Origin of the sequence: Alteromonas abrolhosensis (genome assembly GCF_001953635.1) — a bacterium.
Taxonomy (GTDB): domain Bacteria; phylum Pseudomonadota; class Gammaproteobacteria; order Enterobacterales; family Alteromonadaceae; genus Alteromonas; species Alteromonas abrolhosensis.
This window is the reverse complement of sequence record NZ_MEJH01000009.1, coordinates 44537-65825: the sequence shown is the minus strand read 5'-3', so window position 1 is coordinate 65825 and position 21289 is coordinate 44537. Positions and strand designations below refer to the sequence as shown.

Genomic DNA, 21289 nt, shown 5'->3' with positions numbered 1-21289 from the left:
GGTTGCAATGAAAATTAGACGTTTCTTCGGCAAAGATATGCGTGAGGCGTTAAGCCAGGTTAAAGCTGAATTGGGCAGTGACGCCGTGATCATGTCAAATCGCAAAGTTGCTGACGGTATTGAGCTTGTTGCAGCCTACGACAAAGAGCCTGAAGCTAAGCTGTTCACGCCTAAAGCTTCATCTAAGCCAGCACCCAAAGTACCAGGCCAAAAAGCGGTGCCTAGTTTGAGCGAAATCATCGGTGACGATGGCCCGGACAGCCTTAAAGCGTTGCTCGAGAAGCAGCATGGTGGAAATGCCGAAACTTCGAATGTAGCCCAGTCTAATCCGCCTTTGTCTGCTAACGCCAAGCACGCTAATGAGATTGCGTCACACTTAGATTTTTCAGAAGCGTTTATTGACGATGTTGAAGCTCAGCAGCCTGCTCGTGAAACAACTCGTCAACATGCATACCCAGAACATCAAGCGTCAAGTATGGGCGATACCCCCGTATCGCAATCTGCTGAACTAGCACAAATCAAAGAAGAGTTAGCGTCGCTACGCGATGTATTGCAGTATCAAGTAGCCGATTTGATGGAAGCAAAGAATAAGCGTCAAAAACCCGTACACCAATATCTTATTACGCGTCTTACGGATATGGGGTTAAGTAACGCATTGGCTCAACAGCTAATTAGCTATACTCCGTCACACTATAATGAAAGAGATGCATGGGTATATCTTCTTAACCTATTGGCTAATCGCATAAATGTGACAGGAAACGATATACTTAGTGCACAAGGTGCAGTTGCATTAGTAGGACCAACTGGCACAGGTAAAACAACCACTGTTGCAAAACTTGCTGCCCGCTATGCGCAAAAGTACGGCGCAGAATCGGTAGCGATGATAACCATTGATACGTATAGAATTGCAGCCTATGAGCAGTTAGCGACATACGGAAAAATCATTGGCTGTACAGTGAGAAAAGCACAAACTAGTGAAGAACTTGCGGATTTATTATTCCAACTTCGTCATAAGCGACTAGTATTGATTGATACGGCTGGATTTAGTCAAAGAGATAGTCGATTAATTAAGCAAATTAAACAGTTTGATAACGGCCAAATGCCAAATGTTAAAAAATATTTGGTAGCACAGGCAAATACGCAATATCCTGCTTTGCAGAGAATCATTCAAGCGTATGATGACATTGAACTAAGTGGCTGTATTTTCACAAAGTTAGATGAGTGCTACTCTTTAGGAGAGGTGCTTAGTGCAGCGGTGGAGTACCAATTACCGGTTAGTTATGTCACCGATGGTCAGAAAGTACCTGAAGACATTAAGATTGCAGAAGCGAAATCTTTAGTTTCCGCTGCTGCAAAGCTTTATAAAAAGTACGGTTTGAATCATACTAGTGTTAACAACGCAATTAAAACAGCATAAGCAGTATGATTGACGACCAAGCGAGTAGCTTAAGAAAAATGAAGCAATCACGGTTAATCAAAGTAATCGCCGTCACCGGTGGTAAAGGTGGCGTAGGTAAAACAAACATTACACTGAACACCGCTATCGCTATGGCGAAGCAAGGTAAACGTGTCATGGTTCTCGACGCAGACCTCGGTCTTGCCAACGTAGACGTTATGTTAGGTCTACGCGTTGAGAAAAACTTATCTCATGTGCTTTCAGGCGAATGTACTCTTGATGAAGTATTAGTGACTGGTCCGCACGGAATTAAGATTGCGCCTGCAACATCAGGCACGCAGTCGATGGCAGAATTATCGCCAACGCAACATGCCGGTTTAATCCGTGCCTTTAGTGAATTGCGCTCGCAGATTGACGTACTTATTGTCGATACGGCGGCGGGTATTTCAGACATGGTGTTGAGCTTCTCAAAAGCGGCACAAGACATCATGGTTGTTGTGTGTGATGAACCTACATCATTGACAGATGCTTACGCATTGATAAAGATTCTAAATAGAGAGCACGGCGTTTTTCGCTTCAAGGTTGTGGCCAATATGGTACGTGACGTGCGAGAAGGGCAGGAGTTATTTAGCAAATTAAGCAAAGTGACAGGGCGTTTTTTAGATGTTGCACTAGAATTAGTGGCGACGGTGCCGTTTGACGAAAATATTCGTAAAGCCGTACGTAAGCAAACTGCTATTGTTGATGCATACCCAGGTTCTCCGGCCGCCGTTGCAATTACTCAGCTGGCAAGTAAAGCCTTAACATGGCCTATCCCAGCGCAGCCAGGTGGCCATTTAGAGTTCTTTATTGAACAGTTAGTTGCAGAAAAAGCCGTAGGAAGTCAGCGTTGAACAGCAAGGCAGCCGCTTATCAACAACAAACCGATAAAGCGCAGTTAGTCGAACGACACGCGCCATTGGTTAAGCGTATAGCGCATCACTTGATAGCGCGATTGCCGGCTAGTGTTCTTGTAGACGACCTAATTCAATCAGGCATGATTGGGTTATTAGAAGCAGCTCGAAACTTTGATGGCTCCAAGGGTGCCAGCTTCGAAACCTTTGCAGGTATTCGCATCCGCGGTGCTATGTTAGACGAAATTCGCAAAGGGGATTGGACGCCGCGTTCAGTTCACAGAAATGGTAGAGCCATTACTGAGGCAATCTCGCAAGTAGAGAGCGAAACTGGGCGAGATGCGAGAGATTCTGATATTGCTGATAAGCTGAATGTTAGCTTGCAGGACTATCACCAAATGCTTAATGAAGTAAATGCCGGAAAGCTGGTAGGTATTGAAGATTTAGGTGTGTCGGAAGATGTTATATCGACAGAGCAAAATCGAGGTAGCGACGCACCACTAGAAGATTTGATGCAAGGCGCTTTCCAAAAGGCGCTTGCCCATGCAATTACGACATTACCTGAAAGAGAAGCGATTGTACTTTCGCTGTATTATGATGAAGAGCTGAACCTTAGAGAAATTGGTGAGGTTCTTGATGTAAGTGAGTCGAGAGTCAGTCAAATTCACAGTCAGGCCATGTTAAAACTCAAATCACGAATGAAGTCGTGGCAAGCTGACGAAGAATAGAAATTAATAACAATTAACCCCTCACTGGAGGCTATTTTGGACAAAAGCATGAAAATTCTCGTGGTCGATGATTTTTCAACCATGAGACGTATCATCAAAAACCTACTTAAAGATTTGGGTTTTTCCAACATCCAGGAAGCGGATGACGGAAGTACTGCATTGCCTATGTTGCAGCAAGGTGATTTCGATTTCGTAGTTACCGATTGGAACATGCCTGGTATGCAAGGTATTGATTTGCTTCGCGCTATTAGAGCCGATGACAAACTAAAGCACCTGCCAGTACTTATGGTTACTGCTGAAGCGAAGAAAGAGCAAATTGTTGCCGCTGCGCAAGCAGGTGTTAATGGCTACGTTGTTAAGCCGTTCACTGCAGCAACACTTAAAGAAAAATTAGATAAAATATTCGAACGTTTAGGTTGATCCAGACGCTCACCAGAGAAATGAGGTTTACTGGATGTCAACGAATGTAAACGTTCCAATTTCGTTGGAAGAAGCAAAACAGCTTGTCACCTATCTTGAAGAAGGTGACAACGCTTCAGCCAATGCCCTATTAGAAGCGGCCTCAATGAAAGAAAACGTTGAGTTATTTGCCGAAGTAGGGAAACTGACGCGTCAGCTCCATGACGCGCTGAATAATTTCCAAATAGACGACCGCATCAAAAATCTCGCGACTGATGATATTCCCGATGCACAATCCCGCCTAACCTACGTAATTGAAGAAACTGAAAAAGCTGCTAATACTACTATGGATGCCGTCGAAGCGAGTATGCCTATAGCAGAAATGCTATCGGCGCGTATCGATAAGGTTATGCCTGAGTGGAAGAAGCTGATGAATCGCCAAATTGAATTAGGTGAGTTCAAGGCTTTGTGTGCAGACTTAGACGAATTGTTGGAAGAAGGTTCGGCTCAGTCAGCTAAACTTACACAGTTGCTTACAGAAGTATTGATGGCTCAAGGTTATCAAGACTTGACTGGTCAGGTTATTCGCCGCGTTATCGACTTGGTTAAAGAAGTTGAAGACAGCTTAGTTAACATGCTTACCATGTTTGGTGAACGCGACGGTGCAGAACAAACTAAACCATCTAGCGTTAAGGCCGATAAGGTTGATGGTGTAGAGGCAGAAGGCCCTATCATTGATGCCGATAAGCGCGACGATGTCGTGTCTGGCCAAGATGACGTAGATGATCTTCTGTCTAGCTTAGGTTTTTAGGGGAGCGGGCGCATGTCGTTTGATGTTGACGAGGATATATTACAGGACTTTCTAGTTGAGGCTGGGGAGATACTTGAACAATTACAAGAACAGCTCGTTGATCTTGAGAACAATCCTGAAGACGCGGATTTGCTAAATGCAATTTTCCGTGGATATCACACAGTTAAAGGTGGAGCAGGCTTTCTGTCTCTTACCGAGTTAGTTGAAATTTGCCATGGTGCGGAAAACGTTTTCGACGTAATGCGCAACGGTCAACGCACACTAACCCCTGAACTGATGGATATTATTCTGCAAGCCACAGATGTGGTGGTTGAAATGTTTGAACGAGTGAAAGCTCGGGACCCATTGGAGCCAGCAGATGCACATCTAGTCGACTTATTACACAAACTAAGTCGCCCGGAATCTCCAGATGAAAATATTTTTGGTGAACAAAGCGCCCCGGCATCAGAGCCAGAGCCCGCCATTGAAGAGCCAGAATTAGTGGTAGAGGAACCTACTGCTCAAGCCCCTAGTACAAGTGATAGTGCCGGCAGCATTGAAGAAATCACCGAAGATGAGTTTGAAGCTCTCCTTGATGAACTTCATGGTTCTGGCGCACCTGGACAGTCACCTACAGCAAAAAGCGAGCCGCCGAAGGCTGCTACTCCTGCTGCTGTCAGTGATAGCGATGATATCACTGATGAGGAATTTGAAGCGTTACTCGACGATTTACACGGCAAAGGTAAATTTAGTGGTGAAGCGGAGAGTGTACCTGCGAAGGCGCCTGCTCCAGCACCGGTAACCCCAAGTGCAAGCGGTGACGAAGAGATCACCGACGACGAATTTGAAGCATTGCTTGATCAGTTGCATGGTTCTGGGCAAGGCCCAACTAAGCAAGGCGCTGCTTCTAAGGCACCAGAGCCTCCTGTTGATAAGGCGGCTACTGAAGCGGTGCAAAAAGCTAAACAAGCTGCCCCGGCGGCTCCTAAAGCTCCTGCAGCGCCGAGTGCTGCAAGCCCTGCGAAAGCAAGTGCGCCAGCTGCGGCAAAACCTGCTCCTAAAAAGGATGAGAAGAAGGGAACCCCTGCGGCTCCTCCTGCAGAGACAACGGTACGTGTAGATACCAAGCGCCTTGATCAAATCATGAACATGGTGGGCGAGCTCGTACTCGTGAGAAACAGGCTAATTAGCTTGGGGATAAACAGTAACGACGAAAGCATGTCAAAAGCCATCGCTAACTTAGATGTGGTGACGGGTGACTTGCAAGGTGCGGTGATGAAAACCCGCATGCAGCCAATTAAAAAGGTATTTGGTCGTTTCCCTCGCGTTGTCCGAGACCTAGCAAGAAGCTTGAAGAAAGAAATTACTCTTGAGCTTGTCGGCGAAGAAACAGACTTAGATAAAAACCTGGTTGAAGCGTTGGCCGACCCGCTAGTGCACTTAGTTAGGAACTCAGTCGACCACGGGATTGAAATGCCTGATGACCGCGCTGCTGCAGGTAAGCCGCGCATGGGTACCGTTCAGTTAGCGGCGTCTCAAGAAGGGGATCACATTCTACTTACCATCGAAGATGACGGTAAAGGAATGGACCCTGAGAAGCTTAAAGAAATTGCTATTAGTCGTGGGGTGTTAGACGCAGACGCCGCAGCACGTATGTCTGATGTGGAAGCATTTAACTTAATTTTTGCACCCGGCTTCTCCACCAAAACAGAAATAAGTGATATTTCTGGTCGCGGTGTAGGTATGGACGTGGTTAAAACCAAAATTAACCAACTCAACGGCACAGTCAATATCGATTCACAGTTAGGGAAAGGCACGCGTTTGGACATTAAAGTCCCGCTAACGCTAGCTATTTTACCTACCTTAATGATTGTTGTAGGAAAACAAACCTTTGCGTTACCATTAGGTGCGGTGAACGAAATAATAAACATGGACATCAAGAAGACCAACACGGTTGATGGCCAGCTAACAATGATAGTTCGTTCAAAAGCAATTCCATTGTTCTTCCTTGGTGAATGGTTAATTCGAGGTCCCAAAAACATCGATAGAGAAAAGGGACACGTTGTTGTAGTACAAATTGGTACACAGCAGGTAGGATTCGTTGTAGACGCGCTAATAGGCCAAGAAGAAGTGGTTATTAAGCCGCTTGATGCATTGTTGCAAGGTACACCTGGTATGGCCGGGGCAACGATTACATCAGACGGTGGGATTGCACTTATTTTAGATATTCCGAGCCTGCTAAAACGGTACGCGCGTAAACCCATTAAGTAAGGCGATGAATTAACAGGAATAATAATCCATGGTCTTTAAAGTCCTTGTCGTGGACGACTCGACTTTTTATCGTCGTCGAGTAAGAGAAATACTCGATGGCGATAGGGAACTTGAAGTTGTTGGGGAAGCGAGAAATGGGCGTGATGCACTTGAAAAAGCAGAAGCGCTCAAGCCTGATGTAATTACAATGGACGTTGAAATGCCTGTCATGGACGGTATTTCAGCTGTGAAGGCCATAATGGAAAAACGGCCAACGCCAATTCTCATGTTTTCCTCGCTTACGCATCACGGTGCGCAAGCGACATTAGATGCTCTAGAAGCGGGAGCACTCGATTTCTTACCTAAGAAATTTGAAGATATAGCACAAGATAGAAAAGACGCGTCGCGATTGTTGTGTACGAAAGTCCGTTTAATTGCGCGCCGAGGAATTGGGCTAAAGCGTCCCTCTTTCCGCTCTGTTGAAACAAGAAAGTTACCCGATAACGCACCTAAACAGGCGTTCTTCAAAACGTCGGGCTTGCTTTCGGGGCATAAGGATGCGGCCAAACAACCCACTGTTTCGTCTGTTAGAGCAACGGGGAAACAGTATAAGTGTTTGGCGATTGGGGCTTCCACGGGCGGGCCTGTTGCGCTTCAAAAAGTGCTCGCTCCGTTACCCGCAGATTTTCCTTATCCTATTTTGCTTGTACAACATATGCCTGGGACATTCACCACGGCATTTGCTCAGCGACTAGACACAAACTGCAAAGTTAAAGTGAAAGAAGCAGAGCATGGTGACATTTTAAAACCTGGTCATGCTTATCTTGCTCCAGGCGGAAAACAGATGTTGCTTGAGTCAGTTGGTGCAAATAAGCGCATCGCTATTGTCGACGCTAATGCCAATGATAAGGTGAATTATAAACCCAGTGTGGATCTCACTTTTAGCTCCTTAGCTAAGGCCTATGGTGGGGATGTATTGGGAATTATATTAACGGGTATGGGAGCTGACGGCAGAGAAGGATGTCGGATGCTCAAGGAAAAAGGCGCGACCATTTGGGCGCAGGATCAAGACTCTTGCGTAGTCTATGGTATGCCGCAAGCTGTGGCCGTTGCCAATATATCCAGCAAAAATATAAATATTGATGATATGAGCAGTTGCGTTCAAACCGAAATGCGATAGCAGTTTGAACCGTAATGGAACAGCAAATATGAAAGTGTGGACAGTAGCAAATCAAAAGGGTGGCGTAGGGAAGACAACCACTACGGTGAGCCTTGGTGGCTTGCTTGCACAGCAGGGCAAGCGAGTACTAATGATTGATACTGATCCGCATGCGTCGTTGAGCTATTACTTTGGCATTGACGCAGAAGCGTCAAGTCATTCTGTTTACGATATTTTTATTAAGTCTAATGACATATCTGCCGATAATGTAATGGACTGTTTGTGTCCAACAAAGTTGGATAACTTGTACGTGTTACCCGCAACGATGGCACTAGCGACCTTAGATAGAACAATGGGTAGCGAGCAGGGCATGGGGCTGGTTTTAAAGAAGGCCTTAGCTAAAATAGCAGATGAATTTGATGTGGCTATTATTGATTGTCCTCCAGTGTTAGGGGTATTGATGGTTAATGCACTAGCTGCGTGCGATAAAGTTATTGTGCCTACACAAACAGAATACCTTGCGTTAAAAGGGCTAGACAGAATGATTCGTACCATGGAAATTATGGGACGTTCGTTAGATAAATCCTTTGATACTGTAATTATTCCAACTATGTTCGACAAGCGCACAAATGCGGCGCTAGCATCGCGAAAACGCTTGATGGATGACTATGGTGAACGAGTATGGGAAGGGGTCATTCCTGTAGATACGCATTTTAGGGATGCAAGCTTGGTGCAGCTTCCTATATCAGCGGCATACCCAAAAACACGTGGTGTGTCTGCGTATGAGAAACTTTTAGCGGTATTGGAGAAATAACAATAACATGAGCAAGCAATCGCCTTTTGCCCGTGAAGAAGTGATGGAGGCCTACCTAGATAGCCTTCTCAAAGAGCCAGAAGCACCGGAAGATGTGACTGCGCGCACGGCAAAATTGCTTGAGCAGGCCTCTCAGCAGATGGCTGAGTCAGCACTTGCCTCTACCGCAAACGTCAATGAATCGTTGAAAAACGAACAAGAAGCGTTAGCGGAAAAAGTTACATCGTTAATTGAAACGCAAAAAGCAGAGACCATTGAGAGTGAGAAACAAGAGGCTCACACCGAAACTTTAGTAGAAAATCAGCAAGAAACAGCGTTAAGTCGCTCTGAAAAAACAAAAATTCCACTAAAGGATACTCTCGGTTTTCGCTTTCAAGCGCTATTCTTTGAGGTTGCAGGGTTGACCCTTGCGGTGCCGTTGACATCGCTAGGTGGGATCCACCAAATTGAGAAAATAGGGCCTTTATTTGGGAAACCTGATTGGTTTATGGGTGTAATGTTGCACAGAGAGTCTAAACTAAGTGTTGTTGACTCTGCAAAATGGGTAATGCCAGAAAAATATGACGAAAACCTCGCACAATCGCTTAACTACCGATATCTTATAATGTTAGGAGAAAGTACGTGGGGATTGGCGAGCGAAAAGCTTGTTAATACGGTCAATTTGACTACCGATGATGTTAAATGGCGCGAGTCCACAGGTAAGCGTCCCTGGTTAGCGGGGATGGTTAAAGAAAAAATGTGCGCGTTAATTGACGTTGAAGAATTAATATCTATGCTTAACAAAGGCTTAGGCAGTAACGACCAGACGCCATAGTATTGGGAGCCAGGTTCATGAGCGACGAAAGAATAAATAACAACGCCACCGACAGCAACGACGAAGTCCTTCAATGGGTAACGTACCGCTTAGGTGAAGAAACTTACGGTATTAACGTAATGCAAGTGCAAGAAGTATTGCGTTATACCGAAATAGCCCCTGTACCCGGTGCGCCCGATTACGTGCTAGGTATTATTAACCTGCGTGGTAATGTGGTAACTGTCATTGATACCCGTGCTCGATTTGGTTTGCCTCCTACAGAAATTACGGACAATACACGTATCGTCATTATTGAATCTGACGAACAGGTTGTCGGTATTCTTGTGGACAGTGTTGCAGAAGTGGTTTACTTGAAATCTTCAGAGATTGATAGTGCGCCTAATGTAGGTACTGAAGAAAGCGCCAAGTTTATTCAAGGGGTGAGCAACCGTGACGGTGAACTACTTATTCTTGTTGACCTGAATAAATTGCTAAGCGACGAAGAGTGGGATGAGCTTAGCAACATCTAGATAAATGAATAGGCAGTGTCGCTATCGATGCTGCCCACATTTCCCCAAGGGTTACGTCCATGGATTGGCAGCTTGCTGCACCTACCTTATTAGAACTCATACTGTGTGTTGTTGTAGTTTTGCTTACCGTTGCTGTAGGCGTGCTACATTCACACATCAATCAGTTGCGTAAAGCGTTAAGCGAAAGCGAAAATAGCCACGCTGAAGCTATTGCACGTGCCGAAACAATAGCCAAGAACGCAAACAATCAACAATCTGAAGCGCAAGCACGAAGCTTGGTCATTACTCGCCATCTTCAAGAATTAGATGAAAAGCAAACTGAAATAGAAAACCAACTTCGCGAACTGAAGCTACAAGACCCATCTCTACGCCTATATCAGCGTGCTGCTGACCTTGTTAAACAAGGCGCCAGCATTGATGAAATTATCGAAGCGTGTGACATTCCTCGCGCCGAAGCAGAAATGCTAGTGATGGTACACAAGCAAAATACTTAATATGTTGTACATCATAAAAAAAACGTTTAGACGTCTAGACGTAAAGATGTTGACATATTCCCAGTTATAGACACAATACAGATATTGTAATTTATCACTGGAGCCCTCTATGCCAATTCGTATTCCTGAGCAGTTACCCGCACAGAATGTACTACTAGGTGAAAATATTTTTACCATGGACATGGACAGGGCCGCCAATCAGGATATTCGTCCCCTTGAAGTCGGCATACTTAACTTGATGCCAAATAAAATAGAGACGGAAGTGCAATTACTTCGTCTACTGTCAAATACCCCACTACAAATCAATGTGGACCTGATCCGTATCGACAATCAAGCGCCTAAAAATACACCGCAGTCACACATGGATGCCTTTTATCACGATTTCTCAGCGGTAGCGGATAAGAAATACGATGGTCTTATCGTTACCGGCGCGCCCCTTGCGCTTATTGATTATGAAGAAGTGAAGTACTGGGACACCATGACCACCATATTGGAATGGGCGCAGCGTCATGTAAACTCGACCCTTTATTTATGCTGGGCTGCTCACGCCGCTATGTATCATTTTTACGGCATCACACGTGAACTAAGAGATGAAAAATTCTCAGGCGTGTTTAAACACAAAGTAAACGACCCGCACAATGAGTTACTACGAGGTTTTGATCCGACATTTTACGCACCTCACTCTCGGTATGGCCATATTAAAACGTCGAACTACAACAGTGTTGAGGGATTGAGTGTTGTGGCTGAATCTGACGAAGTGGGTGCCTATATTGTTGCATCAGATGATAAGCGCATGGTGTTTGTAACGGGTCATCCAGAATACGATCCAGATACGCTAAAAGACGAATATCTGCGTGATCTTGCTGCGGGTCAAACTCCAGCAATTCCAAAAAACTATTTTGAAGGTGATGATCCAGCCCAGTCTCCTATTGTACAGTGGCGCTCACACGGCAGCCTATTGTTTACAAACTGGCTGAATTATTATGTCTATCAGACCACGCCATACGATTTAAGTCAGCTAGCTGAAAAGTCACAGCCAAAGAGGTAGCACGTGAGCCAAAGACCAAATTCAAGCGCGCAGGCAACGCTAACAGAAGCCGCGAAAAAACGCATTCTTATATTAGACGGCGCAATGGGCACAATGATCCAGCGTCATAAGTTAGAAGAAGAAGATTATCGCGGAGAGCAGTTTGCCGACTGGCACTGTGACGTTAAGGGTAACAATGATTTGTTGGTCCTTACTCAGCCCGACATTATTTATCAAATTCACTGCGATTATTTTGAAGCTGGCGCGGACATTATCGAAACGAATACGTTTAATGCCACGACTATCGCTATGGCCGATTATGATATGCAGGCCCAATCTCGCGATATCAATTTAGCTGCCGCCAAATTAGCGCGAAAAGCGGCTGATGAGTTCACAGCCAAAACGCCAGATAAACCCCGCTTCGTGGCGGGCGTACTTGGCCCAACAAACCGCACTGCATCTATTTCGCCTGACGTTAACGACCCGGGTAAGCGCAATGTCACGTTTGACGAATTAGTGGAAGCTTATAGTGAGTCTACCGAGGCCTTAATTGAAGGTGGGGTAGATTTAATTATGCTAGAAACCATCTTCGACACATTAAACGCAAAAGCAGCAGCTTACGCGGTCGAGTCGGTATTTGAAAAGCTGGGTACGTCGCTACCTGTTATGGTGTCTGGCACGATTACCGATGCTTCAGGACGAACTCTATCGGGGCAAACTGCTGAAGCGTTCTACTACTCAATGAGACACATCAACCCGTTTTCTTTTGGTTTGAATTGCGCTCTTGGGCCTGACCTGTTGCGCCAATACGTAGACGAAGTGGCCGCTGTCAGCGAGTGCTTAATATCCGCACACCCGAATGCAGGTTTACCTAACGAATTTGGTGAATACGATATGGAAGGCCCTGAGATGGCCGAGCACATCAAAGAATGGGCGCAATCAGGTCTAGTAAATATTGTAGGCGGCTGTTGTGGTAGCACTCCTAAGCATATCCGCGATATTGCTAACGCGGTTGAAGGCATTGCGCCAAGAGAAGTGCCACAATTTGAACCCAAAATGCGTTTGTCAGGCCTAGAGCCGTTTGTACACTAGGAGGGCATAATGAGCGCAGAATTTTCCACATTTATCAATATTGGTGAGCGTACTAACGTTACGGGCTCTGCTCGTTTTAAGCGCCTTATTCTTGATGGTGATTACGAAGCCGCGTTAGATGTTGCGAGACAGCAAGTAGAGAACGGCGCGCAGATCATCGACATTAATATGGACGAGGCCATGCTTGACTCTAAGCAGGCCATGATCACATTTTTGAACCTGATCGCCTCCGAGCCTGATATTAGTCGAGTTCCTATTATGATTGACTCGTCTAAATGGGATGTTATCGAAGCTGGGCTTAAGTGCGTTCAGGGCAAAGCGATTGTTAACTCAATCAGCTTAAAGGAAGGGGAAGAGCTCTTCTTAAACCAAGCAAAACAAATAAAGCGCTATGGTGCTGCAACCGTGGTGATGGCATTTGATGAAACCGGTCAGGCTGACACGCAGGCTCGCAAGGTAGAGATCTGTCAACGTAGTTATAAGCTGCTTACTGAAGAAATAGGCTTTCCACCCGAAGATATTATTTTCGACCCCAATATTTTTGCAGTAGCAACAGGTATTGAAGAGCACGATAACTACGCGGTTGATTTTATTGAAGCTACCCGTGAAATACGTAAAACCTGCCCCTATTCACATATTTCCGGTGGCCTTTCTAATATATCTTTCTCGTTCAGAGGGAATAATCCAGTACGCGAGGCTATGCACTCGGTATTTTTATACCACGCTATTCGAGCGGGCATGGATATGGCTATTGTTAATGCCGGTCAGCTAGAGGTTTATGACGAAATACCCGCTGAACTTCGCGATGCAGTTGAAGATGTTATCTTAAACCGCAGAAGTGACGCTACAGAACGCTTGTTAGACATTGCCCCAAACTATCAAGGCGACGGCAAAGCTGCAGCGAAAGAAGATTTAACCTGGCGCGAGCAGGACGTTAATAAGCGCTTAGAGCATGCCCTTGTGAAAGGGATCACCGACTACATCATTGAAGACACTGAAGAAGCGCGCCAGCAGGCTGAACGCCCGCTACACGTTATTGAAGGGCCGTTAATGGACGGCATGAATGTAGTGGGTGACTTATTCGGTGAAGGCAAAATGTTCCTTCCTCAAGTGGTAAAGTCAGCCCGCGTTATGAAAAAAGCGGTTGCTCACTTACAGCCTTTCATTGAAGAAGAAAAATCAGACGATGCGAAAAGCAACGGCAAAATTCTTCTGGCCACGGTAAAAGGCGATGTTCACGATATCGGTAAAAACATTGTGGGCGTGGTGCTTCAGTGTAATAACTTTGAAGTGATTGATTTAGGCGTGATGGTACCAGCAGCCAGCATTCTACAAACGGCTAAAGACGAAAACGTAGATATGATTGGCTTGTCGGGCCTTATTACTCCATCACTTGATGAAATGGTACACGTTGCCAAAGAAATGGAGCGTCAGGGCTTTGACATTCCGCTACTTATTGGCGGTGCGACTACCTCCAAAGCGCATACGGCAGTAAAAATTGAACAAAACTATCATGCACCTGTAGCCTATGTTCCAAATGCCAGTAGGGCTGTAGGTGTATGTCAGCGCCTTCTAAACAAAGCGTCTCGCGATATTTACGCGCAAGAGCTCGCGAAAGAATACGATACGGTACGCGAACAGCACGCCCGTAAAAAGCCGCGCAGTAAACCAGTGACGTTGGCAGAGGCCAGAGGAAACGCCTTCAAGCCTGATTTTTCGGTGATGCCGGTAAAACCTGCTAACTTAGGTGTGACACCAGTTACTGCTGATTTGGCTACACTGCGCAACTACATTGATTGGACACCGTTTTTCTTAACTTGGTCTTTGGCTGGAAAGTACCCCCGTATACTTGAAGATGAAGTGGTAGGAGAACAAGCTCAGTCTTTATTCAATGATGCCAACGCCATGCTGGATAAAATTATCGAAGAAAACAGTCTTCAGGCAAAAGGCGTCATCGGGTTATTTCCAGCTAACCGCGTTAATGACGACGTGGAAATTTATACCGATGAGTCGAGAAGCCAAGTGCAAGGCATCGCTCACCATTTGCGCCAGCAAACCCTAAAAGATAAATTCGCTAACTATTGTTTAGCAGACTTCGTAGCTGAAAAGTCGAGCGGCATTAATGATTATATAGGCGCTTTTGCCGTTACTGGCGGTATAGGCGAGGACGAACTGGCTGATAGCTATATTCAAGCGGGTGATGACTACAACAGTATCATGGTGAAGGCGGTAGCAGACAGGCTTGCCGAAGCTTTCGCTGAATACCTTCATGAGCAAGTGCGTAAGCACTACTGGGGCTATGCTTCTGATGAGTCGCTAAGCAATGACGAGCTTATTCGAGAAAAATATCAGGGTATTCGACCTGCACCAGGCTACGCCGCATGCCCAGAACATACTGAAAAGCAGCTTATCTGGGATTTGTTGTCAGCAGAGCAGCATACGGGCATGAAACTCACGGAAAGTTATGCCATGTGGCCTGGGGCCTCGGTATCGGGGTGGTATTTCGCTCACCCTGATGCTAAATACTTTGCGGTTGCTAAAATCCAATCCGACCAAGTAGAGGATTACGCCAAGCGTAAAGGCTGGACTATAGAAGAGGCAGAAAAGTGGCTCGGCCCCAACTTGAGCGATTAATGCTGATAGAGGCGGGTGAATAGCATGGAAACCGAAAAGCCTTTTAGTCAGGCCTGTGAAAACAACAAGCGCGCCATTCTGAGCGTGCTTGAACGGGCATTTGCTAATTGTCATCAAGTGTTAGAAATTGGTAGTGGCACAGGCCAGCATGCCGTGTTCTTGGCTGAGTATTTACCTCATCTTATTTGGCACACCAGCGATCAACCACATTATCACGCGGGTATTACTGCGTGGCTAACCGATTCAAACGTGAGAAATGTGAAGCCACCCATTGCATTCACTGTTGGACAAGATGCGTTTCCTGATATCGACATTGACGGCATTTTTACCGCGAACACCGCACATATCATGCAAAAAGAAGAGGCAAAGCTATTGATGGAGTCAGTGGCTTTGCACTTACCTAAGGGCGGCATTTTTTGCCAGTATGGCCCTTTTACACATAGCGGCAAATTTACCTCTGAAAGTAACCAAACATTCCATTTTTCGCTTTTAGAACGCGGCTATGGTGGTTACCGCGATATCGATGAGCTTACTGCTTGGGCAGGCGAGTTAAGCTTGCAAAAAATAATCGACATGCCCGCTAATAATCACATGCTTATTTGGCAAAAAGGTTAAATCGGCATTACTAGTACAACCTAAAGGAGTAGCTATGAGCTTTAAAGTAAACCATTATTTCGACAACAAAGTGAGTTCTATTGGGTTTGAATCTGCAAATGGCCCCTGCACATCTGGCGTAATGGCTGTAGGTGAATACACATTTTCAACGTCACAAAAAGAACTAATGAAGGTTGTGGAAGGTGAGTTAGTTGTTAAGCTGCCGGATAGTGATGAGTGGCAGTCTTTTGCTACAGGCACTAGCTTTAATGTGCCCGCCGATGCTTCTTTCGACGTAAAAGTATTTACGCCTACGGCTTATCTTTGCTTTTATAGCTAGCTCTTTTAAGTGTTCAATTCACTCTGTATTTAAACTTTCGTAGAATTGACTTCCAGAGGTTGTAAAATTTCTCTGTATATCTCAAAGTATTAGAAGTGCAAGCGTACTCAGTCTACTTGCACTTTTATACTAATAAAACTAAACCTGTAATGTGTGCGAATTATCAGGGCCTGTTGACCTTTGATGTACGAATTTTGGTCTAAATTGAAGCCTTTTAATCGCGAAACAGTCCTGCAAGCCTAGTGGGCTAAGTTAAAGGGCTGTGACAAAGAGTAAAAGGCTTCCATAACGACCCCTTCGGGCAGCGCCTTTGTGCCATCTATACTGCGTTGAATGTTTTCGACTTAGAACCACTAAACCGTCAAACATCCGCCTTGTCTAGATGGCACAAAGACCGCTGCAAAAATGTACAACAAAGGTCAACAGGCCCTAGTGTTGGAACACACTTTTCACACATTGCGGCGCTTAGTAAACAATGAGAAGTACAAATGAAATCCATATCACTCCAAAAAAAGTTTATGCTTATCGTTGGTGGTAGCATAGCTTTCATGCTACTCATCACGGCCTTCTTCTTAGTTAACACGGTTGCGGACAATACACGTAGTCGCGTGGAAAAAGAGGTTAAGTCGTTAGTCGCTCGAGAAGCAAATGATGTTGAAGGCTTCTTCGCTACCTATGGTGGCGTGGCAAGAGCATTCCTAAGCAGTCCTTTTCTACAAGATTTTTTCGCTCGCCATAATTCTCGTGGGGCACCTGAAAGTCAATTGCCAGAGGCAAAAGACATTTATGCCACTTTCGAGAACATTAGCAGTCAAGATCCAATCATTAAATCTGCCTTCTTTGGCTCAGCAAAAACAGGAGAGTACTTTTACGAAGAAGGTCGCGTAGGGGTTGATACTTCAGGTCCTGATGCTGGCAACCCTAATGCAGGTTATTTCGCCACAAAGCGCCCATGGTTTACTACTGCCGTTGAGCAAGGCAAGCTATATGTAACGCCTCCTGCAGTTGATTCTCAGGACGGAAGCGTGTCGGCGGTTGTTCAAACACCTGTGTACAGAGACGGTGCACTGTTAGGTGTCGGCGGTGTCGATATCCTTATTAGTACGGTAGGCAAAGTAATAGACGCTATTCGTTATGAAAAGCAAGGAACAGCGTTTTTACTCGATGAAAATCAAAACATTGTTTATTTTCCAAAGCAGAGTAAGGAATTGCCGCTTAGCTCCTCTATTCGTAACTTTAATAACGTATTTGACAATACCGAAGGCTTTGGGAAATTAGCAGGAAGCATAGCGGCTAACGAGTCTGGCATTGAACATGTTACTTGGAATGGCGAAGATTATGTTGCCGTATTCGAGCACGCTAAGTTAACTAACCCACAGATGAACTGGTCATTGGGTATTCTTATTCCCGCCAGCATCATTGATAGCCCGATAAATACTGCTATAACCACGGCGATAATCGTCGCTGTTGTGATCATTGGACTGATTGCCCTGATTACCTATTTTGCAAGTGCCAAAGTCACTCAGCCATTGGTTGAAATGCGTCATGCAATGGCTGAAATAGCGCATGGCGACGGTGACCTTACTAAGCGTTTGGAAGTTAAAAGTAATGATGAAATTGGCGCTCTCGCCATAGAGTTTAATACGTTTACCGATAAATTGCGGGCGCTGTTGCAAGATACCGCCACCAGTACCAAGGCTGTGTCTGATGCGGCAGATCACCTTCGCGATGTGAGTCATGCTACGAGTAAGGAAATCAACCAAGAACGCAGCCAAGTAGACAATGTGTCTACAGCGGTTACCCAAATGGCAGCTACTGTTGTTGAGATTTCTAAAAATGCTGCGCAATCCAGTGATGCTGCTACGAAAGCCGACGAATTGGTACAAGCCGGCAGCGAGCAAGTGCAAGACGCCATGAGGGAGATTCGTGCACTGGCCGACGAAATAAGCCAGGGCGTTGAAGTGGTAGGCGGACTAAGTAAAGAGTCTGATAGCATTGGCGCTGTGGTTGACGTAATTAACAGTATCGCTGAACAAACTAATTTACTTGCGTTAAACGCTGCCATTGAAGCGGCGAGGGCCGGAGAGCAGGGCCGTGGCTTTGCCGTGGTTGCTGATGAAGTGCGTTCATTAGCAAGTCGTACACAAGAATCGACGACTGATATACGTAAAATGGTGGAGCGCCTGCAAGCAATGTCCGAGCAAACCAACAGCGTTATGCAGGAAGGGCAAACTCGTTCTCAATCTGGCGTGGATAAAACAGAAAAAGTGGTCGAGACCCTTGTGAACATTACCCAATCTATAGGGCTGGTTCATGAGCAAAGTACCCACATTGCTCTAGCTACCGAGCAGCAAACAGAAGTTGCACAAGACATTAATAAGTCGCTTGTGGCGATTACAAGTCTAAGCGATAAAACCAGTCAGCATGCAGAGGAATTGGCGGTAGAGGCTACCCAGCTAAGCGCGGTTTCTGGTGACTTAAAAGAGCTGGTGGGACAGTTTAAAATTTAGTGTCAGGCACAGCATTAATGCTGAGCTGAATGTGCTATTAAAATCTAAATTAAGCGGCTGCCTACAGCCTTTAGAGATTTCGCTTGCCTATGTTGATGGCAAGCGGATTCTTGTGTTCACAGCTAAGCCATTAGTAGAAAAATATCGGGTATAAGGTTAAGGCTTATGCCTTTGCGAAAGAGCAATAAAATCATCCACAAACCCCAATACGTCCTGCGCTTTTCTATGGCCCAAATACAAAGTTTTTGATACGCCTTGTTCTCCTAACGAGCGACACGCTAGAAGATCGCTTTCCTTCGATTCATCAATCAACCATTTAGGCAGCGCAGTAACACCGCGCCCGGCTGCCACCATCTGTAAAATGATCTCTGTGGTTTCAATGGTTTTATGCTGCTTCACTGTGCAATTGGCAGGAGTGAGGAAATGCGTAAATACGTCCAGACGACTAAGTTCTACCGGATAGGTTATCAGGGTTTCACTGCTTAGATCTTGCGGTGTTATGAAAGACTTCTTTGCCAGAGGATGGTGCTTATCCATTACCAAAACCTGTTCGTATTCAAATACCGGCGCGTAAGTAATAGTATCGAGTGAAAGTGGGTCCGGCGTGAGTAAAATATCAATGTCATAGCCATGAAGCGCCTGCAATCCGCCGAAAGAAAAAGCTCTACGTACATCAACATCTACGTCGGGAAATGCTTTTAAAAAAGGCGCTACCACTTTTAGCAACCACTCAAAGCAAGGGTAGCATTCCATGCCGATACGTAATATGCCCTGTTTTCCGTCGGCAAACCTTCGTAACTGGGCTTCGGTGTGTTCAAACTGAGGTAATACACGATGCGCTAAACCCAATACACTCTGGCCCGCCTGAGTTAGCGTGAGTCTTCTGCCGTCTTTTTTCCAAAGCGGAACGTCGAAATGCGCTTCCAGCTTTTTCATCGCGTGGCTTAATGCTGACTGGGTTAGAAAAAGTGATTTAGCTGCTTCGGTCATAGTCCCCTCAGCATCTATTGCTCTAACAATTCGCAAATGTTGTCTATCAATCATAAGTAACCACAGCTAATTTAACGTCTTTGAGCGTGCGATGGGGCAGCGCTGACAATAGTGACTGCATCTGACAGATGCGTTTCAATTATTTCTTTAATAATAATGGATATTTCCCTGAAGGTCTTTCGTCCCGGGGCGGTGTTTCGCCACGCTAAAGAATGCTGGCGCTCAATTGGCATATTAGCTATTTCACACACGTGTAGCGCTTCGGGTTTATGTAATTCAGAGTGAATATATAGGCCAGGCAAGAAGGCTACACCCATGCCCATAACTACCATTTGCCTTAATGTATCAAGGCTTGTGCCTTCATAGTCACGCTGTAAATCAGCACCAATTTCATCGCAAATACGCTGTACTTGGTGGTGGAAATGGTGTCGGTCTTCCAGTGTGAGCACCTTTTCACCGCTAATTTCTTCTGGCTTAACATACGCTTTTCCCGCCAGCTTGTGGTCAGACGGCGTAACAAATTTTAGCGGCTCCTTGAAAAGCGGCTGTGTGATTAACTGGGAATTTTCACCTGATAGCGGAGAAAGGATTAGATCATATTCACCACGCAATAGTCCGTGTTGTAATGCACTGGGCGCGCCTTCACGCACGTAAAAGCGCAACCCCGGCTTCCGCTTGTGTAGATCAGGTAATACAAAGGGAAGAAGATAAGGCCCGAGGGTTGGCGGTATCCCTAACCGATACGTAACCACTTCACCTTCCGATAAGTCGCGTGCAATTTCTCCAAACCGCTGTGATGCTTGCAGCACTTCTTCAGCAGCATCTAACAACGCTTTACCCTGTGGTGATAAAAGTGTTCCAGTGCGCGAGCGCTCAAAAAGCGTTAAGCCCAACAGGTTTTCCAGCGCGCTAATCTGACTGGTCAGAGTTGGCTGACTTATACCGAGTATTCCTGCAGCCTGCCTGAAACTTAGGTATTTAGCCACGGCCACAAAATAGCGGATTTGGTTGATTGACGGGGTCTTTCCGTTGAATTGCATGGTGAAAATTGCCCTCTCTTACTAAACTTACAAGTAGTACTGTTTGAGTGGTGATAGTATTTAGCTATCGCGAGTTAGTATATTAAACTATTAATCTATCAGGTGAAACTGGCGTAATTACATAATCATTACAATTATTAAAAAATTGGGAGTTTTATATGGATCACGTTATCTCAGGTGTCGCTAAATTCCAGAAGGAAGTTTATCCGAATAAGAAAGCTAAGTTTCAAAAGCTAGCGACTGGGCAAAATCCTGAAGTCCTTTTTATCACGTGCTCTGACTCACGTATCGACCCAAACTTAGTAACGCAAACTGATCCGGGTGAACTGTTTATCTGCCGTAATGCAGGTAACATCGTACCTCCTCACAGCAATCAAACTGGCGGCATGACTGCGTCAATTGAATTTGCAGTTGCTGCGCTGGGTGTTTCTCACATTGTAATTTGCGGCCACACCGACTGTGGTGCAATGAAAGGTGCTATTAACCCAGAAGGTTTAAGCGCATTACCACACGTTAAAGAATGGTTAGGTCACTGCCGAGTTGCGACAGAAGTTGTTAAAGAGCGTTGTGGTCACTCAGAGCTATCTCTTGACGATTTAGAAGCAGTAACCAAAGAAAACGTTGTTCAACAAATTCAGCACCTTCGTACTCATCCTGCGGTTGCCGCAAAAATTGCCACAGGTCAGGTTAAGTTACATGGCTGGGTTTATAACATCGGCTCGGGCGAAGTGCTTTATTACAACACTGAAACTGGCGATTTTGATGTAATGGACGAGTCTACCGCTGAAGCACAGCTAGCACGCGGCGAATAAGGTC

The 21289-nt window shown here is 45.5% G+C and carries 20 protein-coding genes; 18 read left to right on the top strand and 2 right to left on the bottom strand.

The genetic code is table 11. The features are described 5' to 3' along the window. Window positions 1-7: 7 nt before the first annotated feature. The 17 genes from flhF (at window position 8) to BGK61_RS13790 (ending at window position 18443) form a co-directional block, all read left to right on the top strand. A complete protein-coding gene (gene flhF, locus BGK61_RS13870; RefSeq protein WP_014997654.1) occupies window positions 8-1417 on the top strand; it encodes a flagellar biosynthesis GTPase FlhF in 1410 nt (469 codons plus the stop codon). Window positions 1418-1422: 5 nt separating this feature from the next. Continuing rightward, window positions 1423-2289, top strand: a complete 867-nt coding sequence (locus BGK61_RS13865) for a MinD/ParA family protein (protein ID WP_014997655.1) — start codon at window positions 1423-1425, stop codon at window positions 2287-2289. Next, entirely contained in the window at window positions 2286-3017 is a 732-nt protein-coding gene (locus BGK61_RS13860) for an RNA polymerase sigma factor FliA (RefSeq protein WP_014948649.1), read from the top strand. Before BGK61_RS13865 ends, BGK61_RS13860 begins: the two co-directional genes overlap by 4 nt. A 36-nt stretch (window positions 3018-3053) precedes the next feature. Then, window positions 3054-3437 carry a chemotaxis response regulator CheY gene (gene cheY, locus BGK61_RS13855; protein WP_012517682.1) on the top strand — a complete coding sequence of 128 codons (384 nt, stop codon included), beginning with the start codon at window positions 3054-3056 and terminating at the stop codon, window positions 3435-3437. Between the two features lie 34 nt (window positions 3438-3471). Continuing rightward, a complete protein-coding gene (locus BGK61_RS13850) occupies window positions 3472-4227 on the top strand; it encodes a protein phosphatase CheZ (protein ID WP_014997656.1) in 756 nt (251 codons plus the stop codon). Between the two features lie 12 nt (window positions 4228-4239). Next, the gene (locus tag BGK61_RS13845) at window positions 4240-6477 is read left to right on the top strand and encodes a chemotaxis protein CheA (RefSeq protein WP_076026096.1); all 2238 of its coding nucleotides are present in this window, start codon (window positions 4240-4242) and stop codon (window positions 6475-6477) included. 28 nt (window positions 6478-6505) lie between these two features. After that, on the top strand, window positions 6506-7636 hold the full coding sequence (locus BGK61_RS13840; protein WP_014997658.1) for a protein-glutamate methylesterase/protein-glutamine glutaminase: 1131 nt from the start codon (window positions 6506-6508) through the stop codon (window positions 7634-7636). Between the two features lie 28 nt (window positions 7637-7664). Continuing rightward, window positions 7665-8429, top strand: coding sequence for a ParA family protein (locus BGK61_RS13835; RefSeq protein WP_014997659.1), 765 nt, complete (start codon window positions 7665-7667; stop codon window positions 8427-8429). 7 nt (window positions 8430-8436) lie between these two features. Then, the gene (locus tag BGK61_RS13830) at window positions 8437-9243 is read left to right on the top strand and encodes a chemotaxis protein CheW (protein WP_014997660.1); all 807 of its coding nucleotides are present in this window, start codon (window positions 8437-8439) and stop codon (window positions 9241-9243) included. A 17-nt stretch (window positions 9244-9260) separates the two neighbouring features. Further along, window positions 9261-9752: a chemotaxis protein CheW gene (locus BGK61_RS13825; RefSeq protein ID WP_014948654.1), complete on the top strand. Its 492-nt coding sequence runs from the start codon at window positions 9261-9263 to the stop codon at window positions 9750-9752. A gap of 59 nt (window positions 9753-9811) precedes the next feature. Beyond that, window positions 9812-10246, top strand: a complete 435-nt coding sequence (locus tag BGK61_RS13820; protein ID WP_014997661.1) for a DUF2802 domain-containing protein — start codon at window positions 9812-9814, stop codon at window positions 10244-10246. Between the two features lie 109 nt (window positions 10247-10355). Next, window positions 10356-11294 carry a homoserine O-acetyltransferase MetA gene (gene metA / locus BGK61_RS13815; protein WP_014997662.1) on the top strand — a complete coding sequence of 313 codons (939 nt, stop codon included), beginning with the start codon at window positions 10356-10358 and terminating at the stop codon, window positions 11292-11294. A 3-nt stretch (window positions 11295-11297) separates the two neighbouring features. After that, on the top strand, window positions 11298-12365 hold the full coding sequence (locus tag BGK61_RS13810) for a homocysteine S-methyltransferase family protein (protein ID WP_014997663.1): 1068 nt from the start codon (window positions 11298-11300) through the stop codon (window positions 12363-12365). A gap of 9 nt (window positions 12366-12374) precedes the next feature. After that, a complete protein-coding gene (metH, locus tag BGK61_RS13805) occupies window positions 12375-14999 on the top strand; it encodes a methionine synthase (RefSeq protein WP_076012876.1) in 2625 nt (874 codons plus the stop codon). Between the two features lie 24 nt (window positions 15000-15023). Beyond that, window positions 15024-15614 carry a DUF938 domain-containing protein gene (locus tag BGK61_RS13800; RefSeq protein WP_014997665.1) on the top strand — a complete coding sequence of 197 codons (591 nt, stop codon included), beginning with the start codon at window positions 15024-15026 and terminating at the stop codon, window positions 15612-15614. Between the two features lie 34 nt (window positions 15615-15648). Next, window positions 15649-15933 (top strand): pyrimidine/purine nucleoside phosphorylase, encoded by a 285-nt coding sequence (gene ppnP / locus BGK61_RS13795; RefSeq protein WP_014997666.1) that lies wholly within the window; start codon window positions 15649-15651, stop codon window positions 15931-15933. Between the two features lie 488 nt (window positions 15934-16421). Continuing rightward, window positions 16422-18443, top strand: coding sequence for a methyl-accepting chemotaxis protein (locus BGK61_RS13790; RefSeq protein WP_014997667.1), 2022 nt, complete (start codon window positions 16422-16424; stop codon window positions 18441-18443). Between the two features lie 156 nt (window positions 18444-18599). On the opposite strand, the gene BGK61_RS13785 is transcribed toward BGK61_RS13790, so the two are convergent. Both BGK61_RS13785 and BGK61_RS13780 read right to left on the bottom strand, forming a co-directional pair. Then, window positions 18600-19487, bottom strand: coding sequence for a LysR family transcriptional regulator (locus tag BGK61_RS13785; RefSeq protein WP_044556755.1), 888 nt, complete (start codon window positions 19485-19487; stop codon window positions 18600-18602). Window positions 19488-19504: 17 nt separating this feature from the next. Then, window positions 19505-20473: a hydrogen peroxide-inducible genes activator gene (locus BGK61_RS13780; RefSeq protein ID WP_014997669.1), complete on the bottom strand. Its 969-nt coding sequence runs from the start codon at window positions 20471-20473 to the stop codon at window positions 19505-19507. Between the two features lie 158 nt (window positions 20474-20631). Here BGK61_RS13780 and BGK61_RS13775 point away from each other — a divergent pair, with 158 nt between their 5' ends. Then, window positions 20632-21285 (top strand): carbonic anhydrase, encoded by a 654-nt coding sequence (locus BGK61_RS13775; protein ID WP_014997670.1) that lies wholly within the window; start codon window positions 20632-20634, stop codon window positions 21283-21285. Window positions 21286-21289: the final 4 nt, after the last annotated feature.